Annotated in this window: 18 protein-coding genes and 1 riboswitch; of the genes, 13 read left to right on the top strand and 5 right to left on the bottom strand. The window is 36.2% G+C overall.

Translation table 11 applies throughout. From position 1 onward, the window contains the following. Nucleotides 1-2 precede the first annotated feature (2 nt). Both AC1Q8L_RS11820 and mgtA read right to left on the bottom strand, forming a co-directional pair. A complete protein-coding gene (locus AC1Q8L_RS11820; protein WP_000262339.1) occupies nt 3-704 on the bottom strand; it encodes an MgtC/SapB family protein in 702 nt (233 codons plus the stop codon). A 73-nt stretch (nt 705-777) separates the two neighbouring features. After that, entirely contained in the window at nt 778-3,483 is a 2,706-nt protein-coding gene (mgtA, locus tag AC1Q8L_RS11825; protein WP_142317964.1) for a magnesium-translocating P-type ATPase, read from the bottom strand. 335 nt (nt 3,484-3,818) lie between these two features. After that, a riboswitch (M-box (ykoK) riboswitch) is annotated at nt 3,819-3,986 on the bottom strand. Between the two features lie 168 nt (nt 3,987-4,154). Here mgtA and AC1Q8L_RS11830 point away from each other — a divergent pair. Beyond that, nucleotides 4,155-4,694, top strand: a complete 540-nt coding sequence (locus AC1Q8L_RS11830) for a hypothetical protein (RefSeq protein WP_000249062.1) — start codon at nt 4,155-4,157, stop codon at nt 4,692-4,694. A gap of 34 nt (nt 4,695-4,728) precedes the next feature. Here the strand turns inward: AC1Q8L_RS11830 and AC1Q8L_RS11835 are convergent, their stop codons facing one another. Further along, a complete protein-coding gene (locus AC1Q8L_RS11835) occupies nt 4,729-4,980 on the bottom strand; it encodes a DUF3932 family protein (protein ID WP_000665709.1) in 252 nt (83 codons plus the stop codon). Between the two features lie 189 nt (nt 4,981-5,169). Between AC1Q8L_RS11835 and rnz the strand changes: the two genes are divergently transcribed. The 4 genes from rnz to sdaAA all read left to right on the top strand — a co-directional run bounded on the left by rnz (nt 5,170) and on the right by sdaAA (nt 8,320). Further along, nucleotides 5,170-6,093, top strand: coding sequence for a ribonuclease Z (gene rnz, locus AC1Q8L_RS11840; protein WP_000397454.1), 924 nt, complete (start codon nt 5,170-5,172; stop codon nt 6,091-6,093). A gap of 485 nt (nt 6,094-6,578) precedes the next feature. Beyond that, entirely contained in the window at nt 6,579-6,716 is a 138-nt protein-coding gene (locus tag AC1Q8L_RS11845; protein WP_000943432.1) for a hypothetical protein, read from the top strand. Nucleotides 6,717-6,763: 47 nt separating this feature from the next. Further along, nucleotides 6,764-7,423: an L-serine ammonia-lyase, iron-sulfur-dependent subunit beta gene (gene sdaAB / locus AC1Q8L_RS11850; protein WP_000877448.1), complete on the top strand. Its 660-nt coding sequence runs from the start codon at nt 6,764-6,766 to the stop codon at nt 7,421-7,423. A gap of 18 nt (nt 7,424-7,441) precedes the next feature. After that, nucleotides 7,442-8,320 carry an L-serine ammonia-lyase, iron-sulfur-dependent, subunit alpha gene (sdaAA, locus tag AC1Q8L_RS11855; RefSeq protein WP_000489464.1) on the top strand — a complete coding sequence of 293 codons (879 nt, stop codon included), beginning with the start codon at nt 7,442-7,444 and terminating at the stop codon, nt 8,318-8,320. Nucleotides 8,321-8,366: 46 nt separating this feature from the next. Here the strand turns inward: sdaAA and proI are convergent, their stop codons facing one another. Further along, the gene (gene proI / locus AC1Q8L_RS11860) at nt 8,367-9,206 is read right to left on the bottom strand and encodes a pyrroline-5-carboxylate reductase ProI (protein ID WP_000027243.1); all 840 of its coding nucleotides are present in this window, start codon (nt 9,204-9,206) and stop codon (nt 8,367-8,369) included. Nucleotides 9,207-9,371: 165 nt separating this feature from the next. On the opposite strand from proI, the gene AC1Q8L_RS11865 reads away from it, so the two are divergent. Both AC1Q8L_RS11865 and AC1Q8L_RS11870 read left to right on the top strand, forming a co-directional pair. Further along, nucleotides 9,372-10,325: an MBL fold metallo-hydrolase gene (locus AC1Q8L_RS11865; protein ID WP_000125133.1), complete on the top strand. Its 954-nt coding sequence runs from the start codon at nt 9,372-9,374 to the stop codon at nt 10,323-10,325. Between the two features lie 9 nt (nt 10,326-10,334). Next, nucleotides 10,335-11,129, top strand: coding sequence for an SDR family NAD(P)-dependent oxidoreductase (locus tag AC1Q8L_RS11870; protein WP_000147794.1), 795 nt, complete (start codon nt 10,335-10,337; stop codon nt 11,127-11,129). 32 nt (nt 11,130-11,161) lie between these two features. Here AC1Q8L_RS11870 and AC1Q8L_RS11875 read toward each other — a convergent pair whose 3' ends face one another. Continuing rightward, nucleotides 11,162-11,347, bottom strand: a complete 186-nt coding sequence (locus tag AC1Q8L_RS11875) for a YqzH family protein (RefSeq protein ID WP_001003221.1) — start codon at nt 11,345-11,347, stop codon at nt 11,162-11,164. Between the two features lie 224 nt (nt 11,348-11,571). Between AC1Q8L_RS11875 and argC the strand changes: the two genes are divergently transcribed. The 6 genes from argC to AC1Q8L_RS11905 all read left to right on the top strand — a co-directional run bounded on the left by argC (nt 11,572) and on the right by AC1Q8L_RS11905 (nt 17,441). After that, complete coding sequence (gene argC, locus AC1Q8L_RS11880; RefSeq protein ID WP_000861239.1) at nt 11,572-12,609, top strand: N-acetyl-gamma-glutamyl-phosphate reductase; 1,038 nt, start codon at nt 11,572-11,574, stop codon at nt 12,607-12,609. 10 nt (nt 12,610-12,619) lie between these two features. Next, nucleotides 12,620-13,843: a bifunctional glutamate N-acetyltransferase/amino-acid acetyltransferase ArgJ gene (gene argJ, locus AC1Q8L_RS11885; protein WP_000598386.1), complete on the top strand. Its 1,224-nt coding sequence runs from the start codon at nt 12,620-12,622 to the stop codon at nt 13,841-13,843. An 11-nt stretch (nt 13,844-13,854) separates the two neighbouring features. After that, nucleotides 13,855-14,622 carry an acetylglutamate kinase gene (argB, locus tag AC1Q8L_RS11890; protein WP_001286794.1) on the top strand — a complete coding sequence of 256 codons (768 nt, stop codon included), beginning with the start codon at nt 13,855-13,857 and terminating at the stop codon, nt 14,620-14,622. Continuing rightward, nucleotides 14,619-15,779, top strand: coding sequence for an acetylornithine transaminase (argD, locus tag AC1Q8L_RS11895; protein ID WP_000200545.1), 1,161 nt, complete (start codon nt 14,619-14,621; stop codon nt 15,777-15,779). The genes argB and argD overlap by 4 nt, the downstream gene beginning before the upstream one ends. Before the next feature lie 12 nt (nt 15,780-15,791). Continuing rightward, on the top strand, nt 15,792-16,742 hold the full coding sequence (argF, locus tag AC1Q8L_RS11900) for an ornithine carbamoyltransferase (RefSeq protein WP_000105795.1): 951 nt from the start codon (nt 15,792-15,794) through the stop codon (nt 16,740-16,742). A gap of 138 nt (nt 16,743-16,880) precedes the next feature. After that, entirely contained in the window at nt 16,881-17,441 is a 561-nt protein-coding gene (locus tag AC1Q8L_RS11905; protein ID WP_002005691.1) for a DUF2062 domain-containing protein, read from the top strand. The last annotated feature ends 43 nt before the right edge of the window (nt 17,442-17,484 follow it).

Here is a 17,484-nt window from a genome sequence, read left to right on the forward strand (position 1 = left end):
ATTTAACTCGCTTCTAAATCTAAAGAAGTCTTCCATCCAGCTCCAGTAACGCCAGATTCTAATAGCATTCTACTTACTATTTTTTCAATTAAGATAGCTGCATTTGTCTTGCAATGTAATATAGCCTGTATACAAACTTTTTGATTAGAATCTACATCTTCACTATACAACTCTTTTAAACTGAGCCCTTCTGTACTTACCATATGCATAAGTAAAAAACGAATATGTGCTTCAGTTTCTTCTGAACAAGTAAGGGAAAGTAAGTAGTTCGTTTGTTCAGGTGATTCTTCTTTTGATTTTTTATTCATAAAAAGAGCAATTGGGCGAAGAAGTATATTTGCTAGTAACACGCCGGCTGCACCTAATATAGCTGCAACGAGGAAACCGGCGCCTGTAAGAGTACCGACAGCAGCTGCACACCATAAAGTAGCTGCCGTATTTAGCCCTCTAATACTAAAACCATCGCGGATAATAACGCCACCCCCTAAAAAACCAATGCCACTAACGACTTGAGCAGCAATGCGTGAGGGGCTAGCATCATGATCAAGCATGACGGATAATAAAACAAATATACAGGCACCAAGTGATACGAGAGCATTTGTCCGTAACCCAGCCATTCGATGTCTCCATTGTCTTTCCATTCCGATGCAAGCTCCTACAATAATTGCTATAACTAATCTGAATATAATGTCGTACCATACCATCATGGTCACCTCCATATATAAATATGTGTTATGTCTTTTAGAATGAGCGGGGAATACCCACTCATTCTTATTTTTACAACCAGCTATGAAACTTTTTAATATAAAGCTTTTTCAGGAATTGTGTTAAAAAAGCGTAGCCTAATAGTATTCCTACTAACCAAGGGAAGTAGCTAAGTGGCAATGCTTGTAAACCAACGGCTGCACCAAGTGGTGAGAATGGAATATAAATCCCTATTGCCATAATAAGAGCGGTTAATAAAACGACGGGTGTTGATGCAGTGCTTTGAATAAATGGAATCTTCTGTGTTCGTATCATGTGAACAATTAAAGTTTGAGTTAACAATCCAACCACAAACCAACCGGACTGGAATAATGATTGCTCGCTCGGTGTATTTGCGCCAAATACATTCCACATGACTACGTATGTGATAATATCAAATATGGAACTAATTGGGCCGATACAAATAATGAAGTTTCGTAAGTTTGCAGTATCCCATTTTCGGGGTTTTTCTAGAAACTCTTTATCCATTTTGTCCCATGGAATAGAAAGTTGTGAAATATCATAAAGTAAGTTTTGAATTAAAAGATGAATGGCAAGCATCGGTAAAAAAGGAATGAAAGCACTTGCTACTAACACGCTAAACACATTACCGAAGTTAGAGCTAGCTGTCATCTTAATATATTTTAAAATATTTCCGAATGTAGTACGTCCTTCTACAATCCCGGCTTCTAATATAGTTAAACTTTTTTCGAGTAGAATAATATCAGAAGCTTCTTTCGCAATATCAGTAGCAGTATCAACAGATATTCCGACATCAGCTTCACGTAATGCTACAGCATCGTTAATGCCGTCTCCCATGTAACCTACAGTGTGTCTGTTTCCTTGTAATGCGTGTATAATGCGAGATTTTTGCATTGGATTAAGCTTCGCAAATACAGTCGTTTCTTCAGCAAGTTTTGCTAATGCTTTATCTGGTAAAGAATCAATCTCGTAACCGAGGATTGGTTCGCCGATATCTAATCCAACTTCTTTACAAACTTTTCGTGTAACAATTTCGTTATCGCCAGTTAAAATTTTTACTTGTACACCATGCTTTTGTAATGCTTGAATTGCAGCTGCTGCAGATGGTTTCGGTGGATCTAAAAAGCCGATATATCCAGCGAGAATCATATCAGTTTCGTCTTTTACTGCGTACTCTTTATCATTTATGTTTCTATCTTTTTTATAAGCCACAGCAATAACCCGCATACCTTCACTATTCAATGTCTCGCTTAGTTTTTTGACATTTGAGCGTATTTCCTCAGTGAGTGTAACGATTTTTTTATCCACTTCAGTGTAGTTGCAAATTGATAAAATTTCTTCTACGGCACCTTTACAAACCATTGTATGTTCACCTGAAATATCTTTTACGATGACTGACATACGCCGGCGGGCGAAATCGAATGGAATTTCATCTAGCTTTTGAAAAGCTGATGGGTCAAATGTATTGTTTTCCTCTGTATGCTTAATAACAGCTTTATCTATTAAGTTTTTCAATCCAGTTTGATAGAAACTATTTAAATAGGCAAATTGCAAGACACGATTGCATTTATTTCCACTAGAATCTAAGTGACGAACAAGGACAACTTTATCTTCTGTTAAAGTTCCGGTTTTATCTGTACAAAGAATGTTCATAGCACCTAAGTTTTGAATAGAATTTAGCTGTTTTACAATTACTTTTTGTTTAGACATGTTAACGGCACCTTTAGCTAAATTAGCAGTTACAATCATTGGTAACATTTCAGGTGTAAGACCAACAGCAACGGCAATAGCGAAGAAGAAAGCTTCTTGCCAATCTCCCTTTGTGAATCCGTTAATGAGAAGGACGATAGGCGCCATAATAAGCATGAATGTAATTAAGAGCCAGCTTACTTTGTTTACACCTTTATCAAAGCTTGTTTCTACACGCTTTCCGATTACCTTATTTGCTAAAGAGCCGAAATACGTATCGGTACTTGTTGAGATGACAACAGCTTTTGCGCTACCACTTACAATATTTGTTCCCATGAAGCAAAGGTTTTCCATATCGAGTGGATTGTAATTTTTTTTCATGTTTTTCGGTAAGATATGCTTATTTTCTGTATGGTAGCAGTGTTCGTATTTTTCTATAGGAAGTGCTTCCCCTGTCAAAGAAGATTGATTAACAAATAAATCTTTAGCGGATACAACACGCACATCAGCTGGAACGATATCACCAGCTGAAAGGGAAATAATATCGCCAGGTACAAGCTCTTCAATTGGAATTTCTGTTGTGTAATTTCGATTTAAATTCGTTACATTTTTTGTTTCATGTACAAATCCATTTATTCTAAATACGCTCGCAGTTGTTCGAACCATAGCCTTTAACTTATCGGCAGCTTTTTGAGAACGAAATTCTTGGGAAAACCGAATCGTTGCACTAAGTAGTACCATTGCAGATACGACAATTGTTCCTTGTATGTCATCTGTGAAAAAGGAGAGTGCTCCAAGAGCTAATAAAACGAAAATAAATGGATTTTTAAATGCCAGCAGAAATTGAATGTACCACGGCGCCATTTTATTATGAGCTATTTCGTTCGGACCGTAAAAAGAAAGTCTACGAGCCACTTCTTGTTTAGATAATCCATCTTGTGTTGTTTCTAGAAGTTTTAACGCAGAGATTACATCTTGTGTTGCAACCTCCACTAATAATTCGTTATTTGTTTTCATGCTATCTTGCTCATAAGCATGCTTTGTTTCTTGTCTTTGTAAATTAAACATCGGTAGTTCCTCCTCTGTCATGAAGGAGGAAACAATCTGTTACCTAACTAACTATTTGAAATGGTGAGGAACAGTTTCTTTCCTACCTACATGATGAAATATGAATGTAAAACGTATGGGTATCTGGGCCGAATCATCAATTGCCAACTGTTCCTCACCTCCGTACAATTTAGTAGTTTCTGAATATGCTATGTTTGTTTCATAGTAAGGTGCATATAGACGTAAAAAGACCTTTACTCAAAACGAGTAAAGGTCTGAATTCGCAGTTAAAAGAGTCCACAACAAAGACTGCTAGTAGACATAAATAAAAACAGTTTTTGTGTATGACAAAATACATGCACCTCTCCCTCGTTGAGTTTTAGCACTGTATAGCATAGGTACTGAAACCAGCTACGTTAAAAAAGGCCTTCATTCCGACCTTTCCTGTTGACCCATTGGCGTCTCTCGACATTTTTGGGCAGCAGCGTTTCTCTATACAGGAGCCTCACCTAACAGAGACCATATTCAATTACATGTTGAATGTTAGCACTGTAAAATCGTAGTGTCAATATCTTTTTTATCTGTGTTTTTAAAATATTAAATGGATTTATAATAGATATATGGGATGAAATACATGATATTAATTATAAATAATGTGGAAAATAAATATTTTTATAAAAGGGGAATTTGTAATGGTACCACAAAATTTTATTATAAATATTGAGAATCAAAAGTGGTTGTTTAATGAGCAGGAAGATTTATGTTCTCACGGGGAAATTTATTTAAATGTGGATGGAACGATTATTACACAAACAGGTATGGATGAGGAATGGGGAATAAGTGAATCAGCTCTAGCTCTGTTACGAACTTTAGATAAAGAATATATTTGTGATATTGAAAATGAAGAGGGGCTTATTTTGCACGGATGTGGCACTATGCTCATGTTAGGATGCCCAATTTTAATTCATTGGACTATAAACCATATAGGTGAAAATGTGGTTTTAAAGGATTTTGTCAAAGTTATTTCTACTGATCAAAAGGCTATATACTATGAAGGGCTTCATATAGAAGTAAATGAAAATGAATATAGAAAACAAATTGTTTCTTTTGCGCTACAAGCAAAAGAATTATTCAATAAATCAAGTGAAAAGATAATTTTAGATGAGTTTGATCAAAGTATGTATACAGACTTGTGGACGGAATATAATCATTTGCTAAATAAGTATAAATAAAAAAGCACTGTAACCAGTGCTTTTTTATTATAGATTACGAGATTGTAGGGTTTTCAAAAATAACAATCTCTGAACTGTTTGTAGTTGAAACGCGTTGGGCGTAATATGTTAAAGCTGAAGAAATATATGCTGGTAACGTATCATTTGTATGTGATGTTGTATATTCATGGATTAATTCCTTTAAAGTTGTCCATTCTAATTGTGCTGGGTGATCAGACACGAAAGAACTTACCCAGCGATCAAATGAAGATGAAAAATCAGTTTGTAAACGAAATACTTCTTTCATAATAAAACGCTCCCTTAAAATGTAGTATAATCATTTTAACACAAAACACGAACGATTGCTAAATTTTTTAAGTATAACGTTCGTGTTATATAGTTGTCTAGATGATTGGTTATGTAAATTCAATTTGCCATTTGAAATAACATTCCGTAAGATGAGAGATAGAGTATATTTAGAGCTGGAGGAAAGAAAGTGGAATTTGTATTTTTAGGAACTGGTGCAGGTGTTCCTTCAAAAGGAAGGAACGTTTCAGCAATTGCTTTACAATTGTTAGAAGAACGAGGACAAACTTGGTTATTTGATTGTGGCGAGGCCACGCAACATCAAATATTACATACATCTGTACGTCCGCGCCGCATTGAAAAAATATTTATTACGCATTTACATGGCGATCATATTTTTGGATTGCCTGGTTTATTAGGTAGCCGTTCATTTCAAGGAGGAACTACGCCTTTAACGGTGTATGGACCGAAAGGAATTAAACAATTTATTGAAGTGGCATTATCGGTAAGTACGACACATGTGAAATATCCACTTGAAGTTGTGGAGATAACAGAAGAAGGTACCGTATTTGAAGATAATGAATTTTATGTAGAAACGAAAAGATTGTCACACGGTATAGAATGTTTTGGATATCGTATTGTAGAGAAAGATATACAAGGTGCTCTTTTAGTTGATAAGTTGCTTGAGATGGGTGTGAAACCAGGTCCAATCTTTAAACGTTTAAAGGATGGAGAAGTAGTTGAATTAGAGGATGGCACGATATTAAATGGAAATGAGTTTATCGGCCCACCTCAAAAAGGAAGAATTATTACTATCTTAGGTGATACGCGATATTGCGAAGCAAGTAGGGAGCTTGCGCAAGATGCAGATGTACTTGTCCATGAAGCGACTTTCGCAGCAGAAGATGAGCAACAAGCGCATGATTATTTTCATTCCACATCTAAGCAAGCTGCGAGCATTGCACTTCAGGCAAATGCGAAGCGATTAATCTTAACTCACATTAGTTCTCGCTATCAAGGAGATACATATAAGGAATTATTGAAAGAGGCAAGAGAGTTGTTTTCTAATACAGAAATAGCGACAGATTTGAAATCATTCCCAGTAGAAAAATAATAATTTTGTAAAAAATGGTAACGGTGGGTTACCATTTTTTTATGTCTAAAAAAATTTAAAAATAAAACTGTTATTATTTTATACTTATACTTGGATGATACAGAAAATTAGAATGGTTTGAATATATACGATAAAAATACGAAATAATGATTATTTAGAAAAACTGTTATATAAGTCAGATGACATACAAGTGATACAAATAGCAGGAATGGACTTTTATTCAGAACTTTTAAAATTCAACAAAAGTAAGCGTTTTATAAAAAACAAGCTATAATGAGGGCAGATTATAATTTATGATAAGTCACATGCTTTTTAGTTATTATCGTAACAAGTGAAGTTGACTAAACCATGAGAGAGTAACATGAGAATTATAATAGGAAAGATATCGCTTGTTTATGCTATCCTTGCAATGGCTTCTGTGTTAAACTTTGGATTGCTACCAGACTTTATTGTGGATTATCTTATATCATTTTTTAATGAAAATAATGCTAAGATTCTTATGTATTATTATAACTGGTATTATTTCAGGTTATATTGGATTACTTTTATTTAAAAATTATCCAATTCATACAGCAGAACAAATTCGTGGTACAACTGGAAAAGCGACAGATGTAGCAGGTTAATAGAATAGTAGAATAAATTTTTGCATAGAGGTTTAGGGGGAGTTATGATGAAGTATCGCTCAGTATTTGATATTATCGGTCCAGTTATGATTGGACCATCAAGTTCACATACAGCAGGCGCGGCAAGAATGGGGCAAGTTGCTCGCCAGCTGTTTCGTCATGAACCAGAAAGAGTAAGCATTTCGTTATATGGATCATTTGCAAAGACGTATCGAGGGCATGGTACGGATGTAGCACTAATCGGTGGAATATTAGGATTTGAAACAGATGACTTACGTATTCCAGAGGCGCTAGAAATAGCAAAAGAGCGCGGAATTGAAGTGGAATTCATTGAAGAAGATGCCAATGCACCTCACCCAAATACAGCGAAAATTCGTTTGTATAAAGGTGAAGAAGAAATTGAAGTTGTTGCTTGCTCAATTGGTGGCGGTAAAATTGAAGTTGTAGAATTAAACGGATTCGATCTTCAATTATCAGGCACAAGTCCAGCACTACTTATTGTAAATAACGATCGCTTCGGTGCTATTGCAGCAGTAGCTTCAATCCTTGCGAAACATGAAATTAACATTAGTACAATGAGTGTTTCTCGTAAAGAAAAAGGAAGAAGAGCGCTTATGGTCATCGAAACAGATGAATTATTAGCAGATGAAGTGATTGAAGAAATAAACGCGCAACAAAATATTTGTCAAGTAACTATTATGGAATAATTGCAGGGGGGACACACCATGTTTCGGAACGCAGCGGAACTAGTGGCGCAAGCTAAAGAACAAAATGTAAAAATCGCAGAAATTATGATTCAATGTGAAATGGAAACAAGAAGTATTTCACGTGAAGAAGTAATTGCTGGTATGGAAAAGAACTTAGTCGTAATGGAGCAAGCAGTAGAACGTGGTATTCGCGGAGTGAAATCACCAACTGGTTTAACTGGCGGAGATGCTGTAAAAGTTCAGGCGTATATGAATAGCGGAAAAGGCTTATCTGGAGATACGATTTTGGACGCGGTGAGTAAAGCTGTTGCAACAAATGAAGTAAACGCGGCGATGGGAATTATTTGTGCAACACCAACAGCAGGGTCTGCTGGAACAGTGCCAGGTGTACTGTTTGCACTGCAAGAAAAATTAAAACCGACACGCGAAGAGATGATTGAATTTTTATTTACAGCAGGAGCTTTCGGTATGGTTGTTGCGAATAATGCTTGTATTTCCGGCGCGGCAGGAGGTTGCCAAGCTGAAGTAGGTTCAGCAAGTGGAATGGCAGCAGCAGCTGCAGTTGAGATGGCTGGTGGAACGCAAGATCAAGCAGCTACAGCGATGGCGATTTCATTAAAGAATATGCTTGGTTTAGTATGTGATCCTGTTGCAGGACTTGTAGAAGTACCTTGTGTAAAACGTAATGCAGCAGGAGCTGCAAATGCGATGATTTCAGCAGATTTAGCATTAGCTGGTGTAACGAGTACAATTCCATGTGATGAAGTAATTGAGGCAATGTTTAGAATCGGACAAACGATGCCAGTAGCACTTCGTGAAACAGCTGAAGGTGGACTTGCAGCAACGCCGACTGGTCGTCGCCTGCAAGAAGAGATTTTTGGGAAGAACAATAACTAAGTGTAATTATAGAAAAAGGAGCTCAAATAAACTTGAGCTCCTTTTTTTATTTTTCTTTTGTTAGTTGTTCTAATGTTTTTCCAAGATTATGTGATCGTTCCGTTGCCTGTGTAATACAAGAAATAAGTGCTTGTTGAAATTTATGTTCTTGTAATACTTCAATGCCTGCCTCGGTCGTTCCGCCAGGCGAAGTAATTTCCTTTCGCAAAACAGAAGGGTGTTTTTCGCTTGCTTTTAGCATTTCAGCAGCACCAATCATCGTTTGAAGAATAAGTGATTTTGCAACATCTTCTTTTAAACCAATTTTTTTTGCAGCTTCTTCCATAGCTTCCACTACGTAATAAATATAAGCAGGTCCACTTCCGGATAATGCAGTGACAGCATGCATATCTTCTTCCTCTACAACAGAGACGAGACCAATCGTTTCAAATAAAGATGTTGCAGTGCGAATATGTTCCGCTGTTGCATGTTTCGAAGGGGAGATAGCGGTAGCTGATTTTAAAATGGCTGCGGATGTATTTGGCATTGCACGAATAATTGGAACGTCTTTTTGAAGTAGTTTTCTAATTGAGTGAGTAGAAACACCTGCTAGTAATGAAATAATAAGCACGTTATTATTTATGTATTCTTTAAAAGGGATAAGCGCCTCTGCAACATCCTTTGGTTTCATTGCTAGAAAAAGAATATTTGCATCAGTAAGTAATTCTTTTTTATTATGAGTACCTTTGACACCGTATTTTTTATGTAGCTCTTGTAATCTTGTCTCGTTAGAACGATTACTTACAGTAATTTGTTCACATTTAACAACATTTGCATGTAACAAGCCACCAATAATAGCTTCAGCAATAGAGCCTGCACCGAGAAAGGAAATGTTTTGAATAGACATGATGTTCCTCCTTTAATTTTGGTTAGAAATTCTTATAAATGTACATACATTCGTTTTTTTATAGGAAACACCTCTTTTTATCTGAAAATAATGACAAATATATATAGAAGTTGTAAACTGAAGAAGTATTCATTTTTGAACCGGAAAGAGACAGGGGGGCTAAGCATGACGGCGATTCACCGAATGGAGATTCCTGTACCATTTGCAGTGGAAACTGTGAATGTGTTTTTAGTTGAGGGGGAGACATTAACATTAATTGATACAGGGACGAATACAGAAGAGGCAAGAAATGCGTTAGAAAGTCAATTAGGTACATTAGGACATACGATAGAAGATATTGAAACAGTAGTCATTACGCATCATCATGCAGATCATTGTGGACTTTTAAATATATTTTCTGAGAAGACGAATATTATTGGACATCCTTGGAATGAGCCTTGGATCACACAAAATCCAGAGTTTTTAAAGCGGTATCATGAATTTTTTAGAGAGACGGCCTTACAGTTTGGTGTGCCAGCAGCATTTTTGAAAGACGATTCGTTATTGACGACGAGGACACTTAAATATTCTTGTAATAGATCGTTAACGCATACTGTGAGAGAAGGAGATCGTATTAATTCTTTGCCTGGATTTACAGTGCTTGAAACACCAGGTCATGCTTCTACTCATATTTCTTTATATAGAGAATCTGATGGAATATTAATTGGTGGAGATGCTCTCATTAGTCATATTTCTTCGAATCCAATACTAGAACCACCATATGAAGGGCAAACAGAACGGGCACGCCCATTACTACAATATAATCAAACATTACAGCGTTTAAGCGAAATGAATATTTCACGCATTTTATCAGGGCATGGGGAAGATGTTCTAAATGTGAAACAACTTATTGAAACGAGATTACAAAAGCAAGAAACACGTGCTTTTAAAGTACTTGAGTTATTAAAGGAAAAACCAATGACAGCATTTGAAGTATGTGTAAAACTATTTCCGGTATTATATAAAGAACAATTACCACTTACTATTTCAGAAACGGTTGGACAATTGGACTATTTAGCATATAATCAACAAGTGATGATTGATGAGTCATCGCAACAATTGATTTATTATGCAAAGTAGGTGACAGCAATGACAGGACGTTTACAAAATAAAGTAATCGTCATTACAGGTGCTTCTAGTGGGATTGGTGAGCAAGTTGCAATGCAAGTTGCAGCACAGGGAGCGACTCCAGTATTAATGGCTCGAACAGAAGAGAAACTACAAGCGTTAGTAGACAAAATTAAAGAAACTTATAATACGCCTTGCTATTATTATGTATTAGATGTAAGTGAAGAGATGGAAGTACAGTCTGTTTTTTCAAAGGTATTACAAGAAGTGGGACGTATTGATATATTAGTAAACAATGCGGGATTTGGTATTTTTAAAACGTTTGAAGATGCGTCAATGGGTGAAGTAAAAGATATGTTCCAAGTAAATGTATTTGGATTAGTAGCATGTACGAAAGCGGTACTACCTTATATGGTAAACAAGAATGAAGGACATATTATTAATATTGCTTCACTTGCTGGAAAAATTGCAACTCCGAAATCGAGTGCTTATGCAGCAACGAAACATGCCGTATTAGGATTTACGAATAGTTTACGCATGGAATTAGCGAATACAGATATTTATGTTACAGCAATTAATCCAGGTCCGATAGATACAAACTTTTTTGAAATAGCGGATCAATCTGGTACATATGTAAAGAATATGGGACGTTACATGTTAAAACCAACATACGTAGCAGAACAAATCGTAAAGTCGATGCACACGAAAAAACGTGAAGTAAACTTACCGAAGTGGATGGGAATTGGCCCGAAACTTTATGCTTTATTCCCAGGTTTATTTGAACGTGTAGCAGGTAAATCATTAAGTAAAAAATAGGAGATTTCCATATGGAAATCTCCTATTTTTTATTATTTTCCAGTTACATAATCATAAACAATATCCTCAATTTCCTCGTATAAATCAATTTCAATATTTGAATGAGTCACCGTTTGAATATGTTTCACTAGCATTTCCTGATCTTCTTTTGATATTGGACTGCATTGATATTGTTGAAAACTTTTTATAATCATTTTCTCAATTAATTTTTCGTTCATATTTTTCCCCGCCTGTATGTACGTATGTATTGTTCTATTGTACTTGAAGTGAAATAAAAAAACTACTATGCACTATTTTTGTATAAAAATCCGGTTGAGTATATTATTTTTCTAATAAAATTAAGTTTTTTTAGAATTAAAAATTTATAAATATTTAATTGACTCTATAAATATACAATATTATAATCATACTTAATTTAAAGAATCGATATGAGGAGGAACTTATGAAAGTCGCAATTATTGGAGCCACTGGATATGGGGGCATTGAGTTAATTCGTTTATTAGAACAACATCCATATTTTTCGATAGCATCTCTCCATTCTTTTTCACAAGTTGGTGAGTGTATAACAAATGTATATCCGCATCTTCGAAATGTCCTTTTTCATACGTTACAAGAAATTGATGTGGAGACGATAGGAAAAGAAGCAGAAATCGTATTTCTAGCAACCCCAGCAGGAGTATCGGCGGAGTTAACTCCCAAGTTATTAGCAGAAGGTTTAAAAGTAATTGACCTATCTGGAGACTTTCGTATGATAGATCCTTCGTCATATGAACTGTGGTATAAAAGGCCAGCAGCGAAAGAAGAAATTCTTAGAAAAGCAGTGTATGGGTTAAGTGAATGGAAAAGGACTGGGATTCAAAAGGCAAATTTAATTGCAAACCCAGGATGTTTTGCTACAGCCACATTGCTAGCGATAGCGCCGTTAGTACGTAGCGGCATGATTGAAGAAGATTCGATTATTATTGATGCGAAATCAGGGGTATCAGGAGCAGGTAAAACACCAACAACAATGACTCACTTTCCTGAGCTATATGATAACTTGCACATTTATAAAGTGAATGAGCATCAGCACGTTCCAGAGATTGAGCAAATGCTTACAGAATGGAATAGTGGATCACAGCCAATTACATTTAGCACACATTTAATACCGATATCACGAGGAATCATGATTACACTTTATGCAAAAGTAAAACAAAAGATGGAAATAAAGCAACTTCAAAAATTGTATGAAGAAACGTATGAACAATCGCCTTTCATCCGAATTTGTACGCAAGGGAAATTTCCAAGTCCAAAAGAAGTGAGAGGCTCAAATTATTGTGATATTGGCATAGCTTACGATGAAAGAGCTGAAAGAGTTACGGTCGTTTCTGTTATAGACAATATGATGAAAGGCGCGGCTGGGCAAGCGATTCAAAATGCAAACATAATAGCGGGACTAGAAGAGACAACAGGTTTACAACATATGCCGCTTTATGTATAAGGGGGACATGATGATTAAAGTAGCGTCTATTACAAAATTAGAAAATGGTTCAATTGTAACGCCGAAAGGCTTTTCGGCAATTGGTACTGCAAATGGTTTAAAAAAGGAGAAAAAGGATTTAGGTGCCATCGTTTGTGATGTACCAGCATCATGTGCCGCTGTGTATACAACGAATCAAATACAAGCAGCTCCTTTGCAAGTAACGAAGGATAGTATAACGGCAGAAGGGAAGTTACAAGCAATTATCGTTAATAGTGGAAATGCAAATGCTTGTACTGGAATGAAAGGATTACAAGACGCATACGAGATGCGCGCATTAGGGGCGGAACATTTTGGGATGAAAGAAAATTACGTTGCAGTAGCTTCAACAGGTGTAATTGGTGTTCCACTGCCGATGGATATAATCCGAAAGGGAGTTGCAACTCTTATACCGACGAAGGAAGAAAGTGAAGCATATTGTTTTTCTGAAGCAATTTTAACGACGGATCTTATAACGAAAGAAACTTGCTATGAAATGATTATTGATGGGAAGAAAGTGGCGATTGCGGGTGTTGCAAAAGGTTCAGGGATGATTCATCCGAATATGGCAACGATGCTTAGTTTTATTACGACAGATGCTCATATAGAGCATGACGTATTGCAAACAGCGTTATCACAAATAACGAATCATACATTTAATCAAATTACGGTAGATGGAGATACTTCTACGAATGATATGGTCATCGTTATGGCAAGTGGATTATCAGAAACAAGGCCGATAAATATGGAACATACAGATTGGGAAACTTTCGTAGGTGCTTTACAGAAGGTATGTGAAGATTTAGCGAAAAAAATTGCGCAAGATGGTGAAGGCGCTACGAAGTTAATAGAAGTAAATGTGCTAGGAGCTCAAACGAATGAAGAGGCAAAAAAAATTGCAAAGCAAATAGTCGGTTCGAGTCTTGTGAAAACAGCAATACATGGTGAAGACCCAAACTGGGGGCGAATTATTAGCAGTATTGGACAAAGTGAAGTAGTTATTAATCCGAACACAATTGACATTACTCTTCAATCTATATCGGTATTAAAAAATAGTGAGCCTCAAATATTTTCTGAAGAAGAAATGAAAGAGAGATTACAAGAAGATGAAATAGTGATTAATGTGTACTTACATTTAGGGGAAGAGACAGGATCAGCTTGGGGCTGTGACTTAAGCTATGAATATGTGAAAATAAATGCTTGTTATCGTACATAAGGAGAGAGAAGATGAGCGATTATATTGTAGTGAAATGCGGCGGTAGTATGTTGAATCAATTAAATGATGTGTTTTTTGATTGTATAAAGAAATTACAGCAGAAGTATAAAGTAGTGATTGTCCATGGTGGTGGGCCAGAAATTGATGCCAAATTAAAAGATTGTAACATCAACGTAGAAAAAAGAGATGGATTACGCGTAACACCAAAAGAAGTTATGGATGTTGTTCAAATGGTGCTATGCGGAAGTACGAATAAAAAACTCGTAATGAATTTACAAAAGCATAATTTACTTGCTGTAGGTTGTTCAGGGTGTGACGGCAATTTACTTCAAGTTCAACCTGTCAGCGAGGAGATAGGATATGTGGGAGAAGTAAGTTATGTCGAAACGTCCTTATTAAAAGGGCTAATGAATATGAATTATATTCCTGTTATTGCTCCAATCGGGATAAATGGTAATGAAATTTATAACATAAATGCGGACAATGCTGCAGCTGGGATTGCGGCCGCGTTAGGGGCAAAAGAGCTTATTTTTATTACGGATGTAGATGGAATATTACATGAAGGGAATTTGGTAAAGGAAACGGATGAATCTGAAATTGCAATTTTTATAGAAACAGGTGTTATTACAGGTGGGATGATTCCGAAAGTACAGGCGGCACTAGCATCATTAAAAATGGGAGTGCAAAAGATAAGTATTGTGAATGGTACAAAAGATTTTACTGAGGTTACGGGAGAGTGTATTGGAACGACGGTAACGAAAGGTGTGAGTATTGCATGACGAGTCATCTTTTTCAAACGTATGGCAGAAGAACTATTGAGTTTGTAAAGGGAACTGGAACGAAAGTTATTGATAATAAAGGTAAGCAATATTTAGATTTTACATCAGGAATTGGCGTATGTAATTTAGGACATTGTCACCCTACTGTTCTCAAAGGTGTACAAGAGCAACTTGATGATATATGGCATATATCTAACCTGTTTACAAACAGCTTACAAGAAGAAGTTGCGTCATTATTAACAGAAAATAGAGCATTAGATTATGTGTTTTTCTGTAATAGTGGGGCAGAGGCAAATGAAGCGGCTTTAAAGTTAGCACGTAAGCATACTGGAAAATCTCTCGTCGTAACATGCCAGCAGTCTTTTCACGGTAGAACATTTGGAACGATGAGTGCAACAGGCCAAGATAAGGTAAAAGAAGGATTTGGTCCATTACTTCCATCTTTTTTACATATCCCTTTTAACGATATTAAAGCATTAGAGGAAGTAATGAATGAAGAAGTTGCGGCGGTAATGGTAGAAGTAGTTCAAGGAGAGGGAGGAGTAATACCTGCTGATCTATCTTTTTTGAAAGAGATTGAAACATTATGTAATAAGTTCGGTTCCTTATTTATTATAGACGAAGTACAAACGGGGATAGGAAGAACTGGAACACTATTCGCTTATGAACAAGTGCGAATAGAGCCTGATATCGTTACCGTTGCAAAAGCACTTGGGAATGGGATTCCTGTCGGAGCAATGATTGGCCGGAAAGAGCTCGGAACGTCGTTTACTGCAGGATCACACGGTTCAACTTTTGGCGGGAATTACATCGCGATGGCTGCAGCGAAAGAAGTATTGCAAGTAAGTAAAAGACCATTGTTTTTAAAAGAAGTACAAGAAAAAGGCGAGTATGTATTAGAGAAGTTGCAAGAGGAATTACAGCATGTCGAATGTATTCAAAATATACGTGGTAAGGGGCTTATGATTGGGATTGAGTGTAAGCATGAAGTTGCAAGTTTTATAGAACAACTAGAAAACGAAGGACTTCTCGTATTACAAGCAGGCCCTAATGTTATAAGACTATTACCGCCACTCATTGTCACGAATGAAGAGTTAGAACAGGCAGTATATATAATAAAAAAAGTAGTTTGTACAAAAAACGTATCAATCATATAAGGGGGAAGTTTCATGTCAACTTTACAAGTACCGAAATTAAATACGAAAGATCTTTTAACACTAGAAGAATTAACGAAAGAAGAAGTTATTTCTTTAATTGAGTTCGCTATATATTTAAAAAAGAATAAGCAAGAGCCTTTATTACAAGGCAAAATATTAGGGCTTATTTTTGATAAGCATTCAACTCGTACTCGTGTATCTTTTGAAGCGGGAATGGTACAACTCGGGGGACATGGTATGTTTTTAAGTGGGAAAGAGATGCAAATGGGAAGAGGAGAAACCGTTTCAGATACTGCGAAAGTATTATCGCAGTATATTGACGGGATCATGATACGTACATTCTCACACGCGGATGTAGAAGAGCTTGCAAAAGAATCGAGTATTCCTGTTATTAATGGATTAACGGATGACCATCATCCTTGTCAAGCATTGGCAGACCTCATGACGATATATGAAGAAACAAATACATTTAAAGGAATAAAATTAGCTTACGTAGGTGACGGAAATAATGTATGTCATTCATTGTTGTTAGCTAGTGCAAAAGTTGGAATGCATATGACTGTTGCAACGCCTATAGGGTATGAACCGAATGAGGAGATTGTAAAAAAAGCGTTAGCGATTGCCAAGGAAACAGGAGCTGAAATTGAAGTTTTGCATGATCCTGAATTAGCGGTGAATGAAGCAGATTTCATTTATACTGACGTTTGGATGAGCATGGGGCAAGAGGGCGAAGAAGAGAAATATTCTTTATTTCAACCTTACCAAATCAATAACGAACTTGTTAAGCATGCGAAACAAACATATCGTTTCTTACACTGTTTACCTGCCCATCGTGAAGAAGAAGTAACAGGCGAAATTATAGATGGACCACAGTCTATCGTATTTGAGCAAGCTGGTAATCGATTGCATGCTCAAAAAGCGTTATTAGTGAGTTTATTTAGAAATGTAGAAGAGCCTTCCTAAAAGGGAGGTTTTTTTATATTAAAATGTCGGATGTATATTTGGTTAACCATTTCGATATCATTTATAATAAAAGAGAAAACTAAATTTGTTTTTCAGAGTGTGTAAGGACATACTACATATAAAAATATAGTTAAAGAGATGATGAGGGTGAAAACAACTAAGAAAACATATTCGTTTTTTCAGCGGATGTGGAGAATATTAAAGTTTCAATATTATAAGTTGCTTCGATCGCCAGAAGGCGCAAAGAAAGTATCGTTAGGGTTTGCTATAGGATTCGGCTTAGAAATGTTAGTCATTTATACGGCATCGCTCGTATATGTAATATTTTATCCAATCGTCAGGTTAGCAAAGGGATCTTTTCCTGCGGCAGTTATTGGCAATATTATTGGGAAAATATCGTTTCTCCCAGTATTTTTATTTCCGCTTGCGTATGCGCTAGGAAAAATGATTTATCCATTCCATGTACAGAAAATTCATCATGAACCATTTACGATATCGGACTTGTTTTCAAGTCACATTTTTACGATATTAAAGAGCTTATTACAAAGTGAAGTGTATGTATTAATTGGAATGACGATTTTAGGAGTTGTGTTTGGTCTCATTTCGTATTTCGTTGTGCATTATTTATACGAAAAGAACCGTAAGTTACGCTTGAAGAAAAGGAAGAAACGAGTGAGAGAACCACTTGTACAATTATAAACAATGTCACATCCATTTTCTCCTTTGAATATGTTTAAGAAAA

Source organism: Bacillus sp. GW823-FHT06A11 (assembly GCF_058795355.1).

What these genes read in the sequence shown, in the direction of transcription:
- AC1Q8L_RS11820 (WP_000262339.1), bottom strand. Translation starts at nt 704, where the DNA reads ATGGTATGGTACGACATTATATTCAGATTAGTTATAGCAATTATTGTA.
- mgtA (WP_142317964.1), bottom strand. Translation starts at nt 3,483, where the DNA reads ATGTTTAATTTACAAAGACAAGAAACAAAGCATGCTTATGAGCAAGAT.
- AC1Q8L_RS11830 (WP_000249062.1), top strand. Translation starts at nt 4,155, where the DNA reads ATGGTACCACAAAATTTTATTATAAATATTGAGAATCAAAAGTGGTTG.
- AC1Q8L_RS11835 (WP_000665709.1), bottom strand. Translation starts at nt 4,980, where the DNA reads ATGAAAGAAGTATTTCGTTTACAAACTGATTTTTCATCTTCATTTGAT.
- AC1Q8L_RS11845 (WP_000943432.1), top strand. Translation starts at nt 6,579, where the DNA reads ATGCTAAGATTCTTATGTATTATTATAACTGGTATTATTTCAGGTTAT.
- sdaAB (WP_000877448.1), top strand. Translation starts at nt 6,764, where the DNA reads ATGAAGTATCGCTCAGTATTTGATATTATCGGTCCAGTTATGATTGGA.
- sdaAA (WP_000489464.1), top strand. Translation starts at nt 7,442, where the DNA reads ATGTTTCGGAACGCAGCGGAACTAGTGGCGCAAGCTAAAGAACAAAAT.
- proI (WP_000027243.1), bottom strand. Translation starts at nt 9,206, where the DNA reads ATGTCTATTCAAAACATTTCCTTTCTCGGTGCAGGCTCTATTGCTGAA.
- AC1Q8L_RS11865 (WP_000125133.1), top strand. Translation starts at nt 9,372, where the DNA reads ATGACGGCGATTCACCGAATGGAGATTCCTGTACCATTTGCAGTGGAA.
- AC1Q8L_RS11870 (WP_000147794.1), top strand. Translation starts at nt 10,335, where the DNA reads ATGACAGGACGTTTACAAAATAAAGTAATCGTCATTACAGGTGCTTCT.
- AC1Q8L_RS11875 (WP_001003221.1), bottom strand. Translation starts at nt 11,347, where the DNA reads ATGAACGAAAAATTAATTGAGAAAATGATTATAAAAAGTTTTCAACAA.
- argC (WP_000861239.1), top strand. Translation starts at nt 11,572, where the DNA reads ATGAAAGTCGCAATTATTGGAGCCACTGGATATGGGGGCATTGAGTTA.
- argJ (WP_000598386.1), top strand. Translation starts at nt 12,620, where the DNA reads ATGATTAAAGTAGCGTCTATTACAAAATTAGAAAATGGTTCAATTGTA.
- argB (WP_001286794.1), top strand. Translation starts at nt 13,855, where the DNA reads ATGAGCGATTATATTGTAGTGAAATGCGGCGGTAGTATGTTGAATCAA.
- argD (WP_000200545.1), top strand. Translation starts at nt 14,619, where the DNA reads ATGACGAGTCATCTTTTTCAAACGTATGGCAGAAGAACTATTGAGTTT.
- argF (WP_000105795.1), top strand. Translation starts at nt 15,792, where the DNA reads ATGTCAACTTTACAAGTACCGAAATTAAATACGAAAGATCTTTTAACA.
- AC1Q8L_RS11905 (WP_002005691.1), top strand. Translation starts at nt 16,881, where the DNA reads ATGATGAGGGTGAAAACAACTAAGAAAACATATTCGTTTTTTCAGCGG.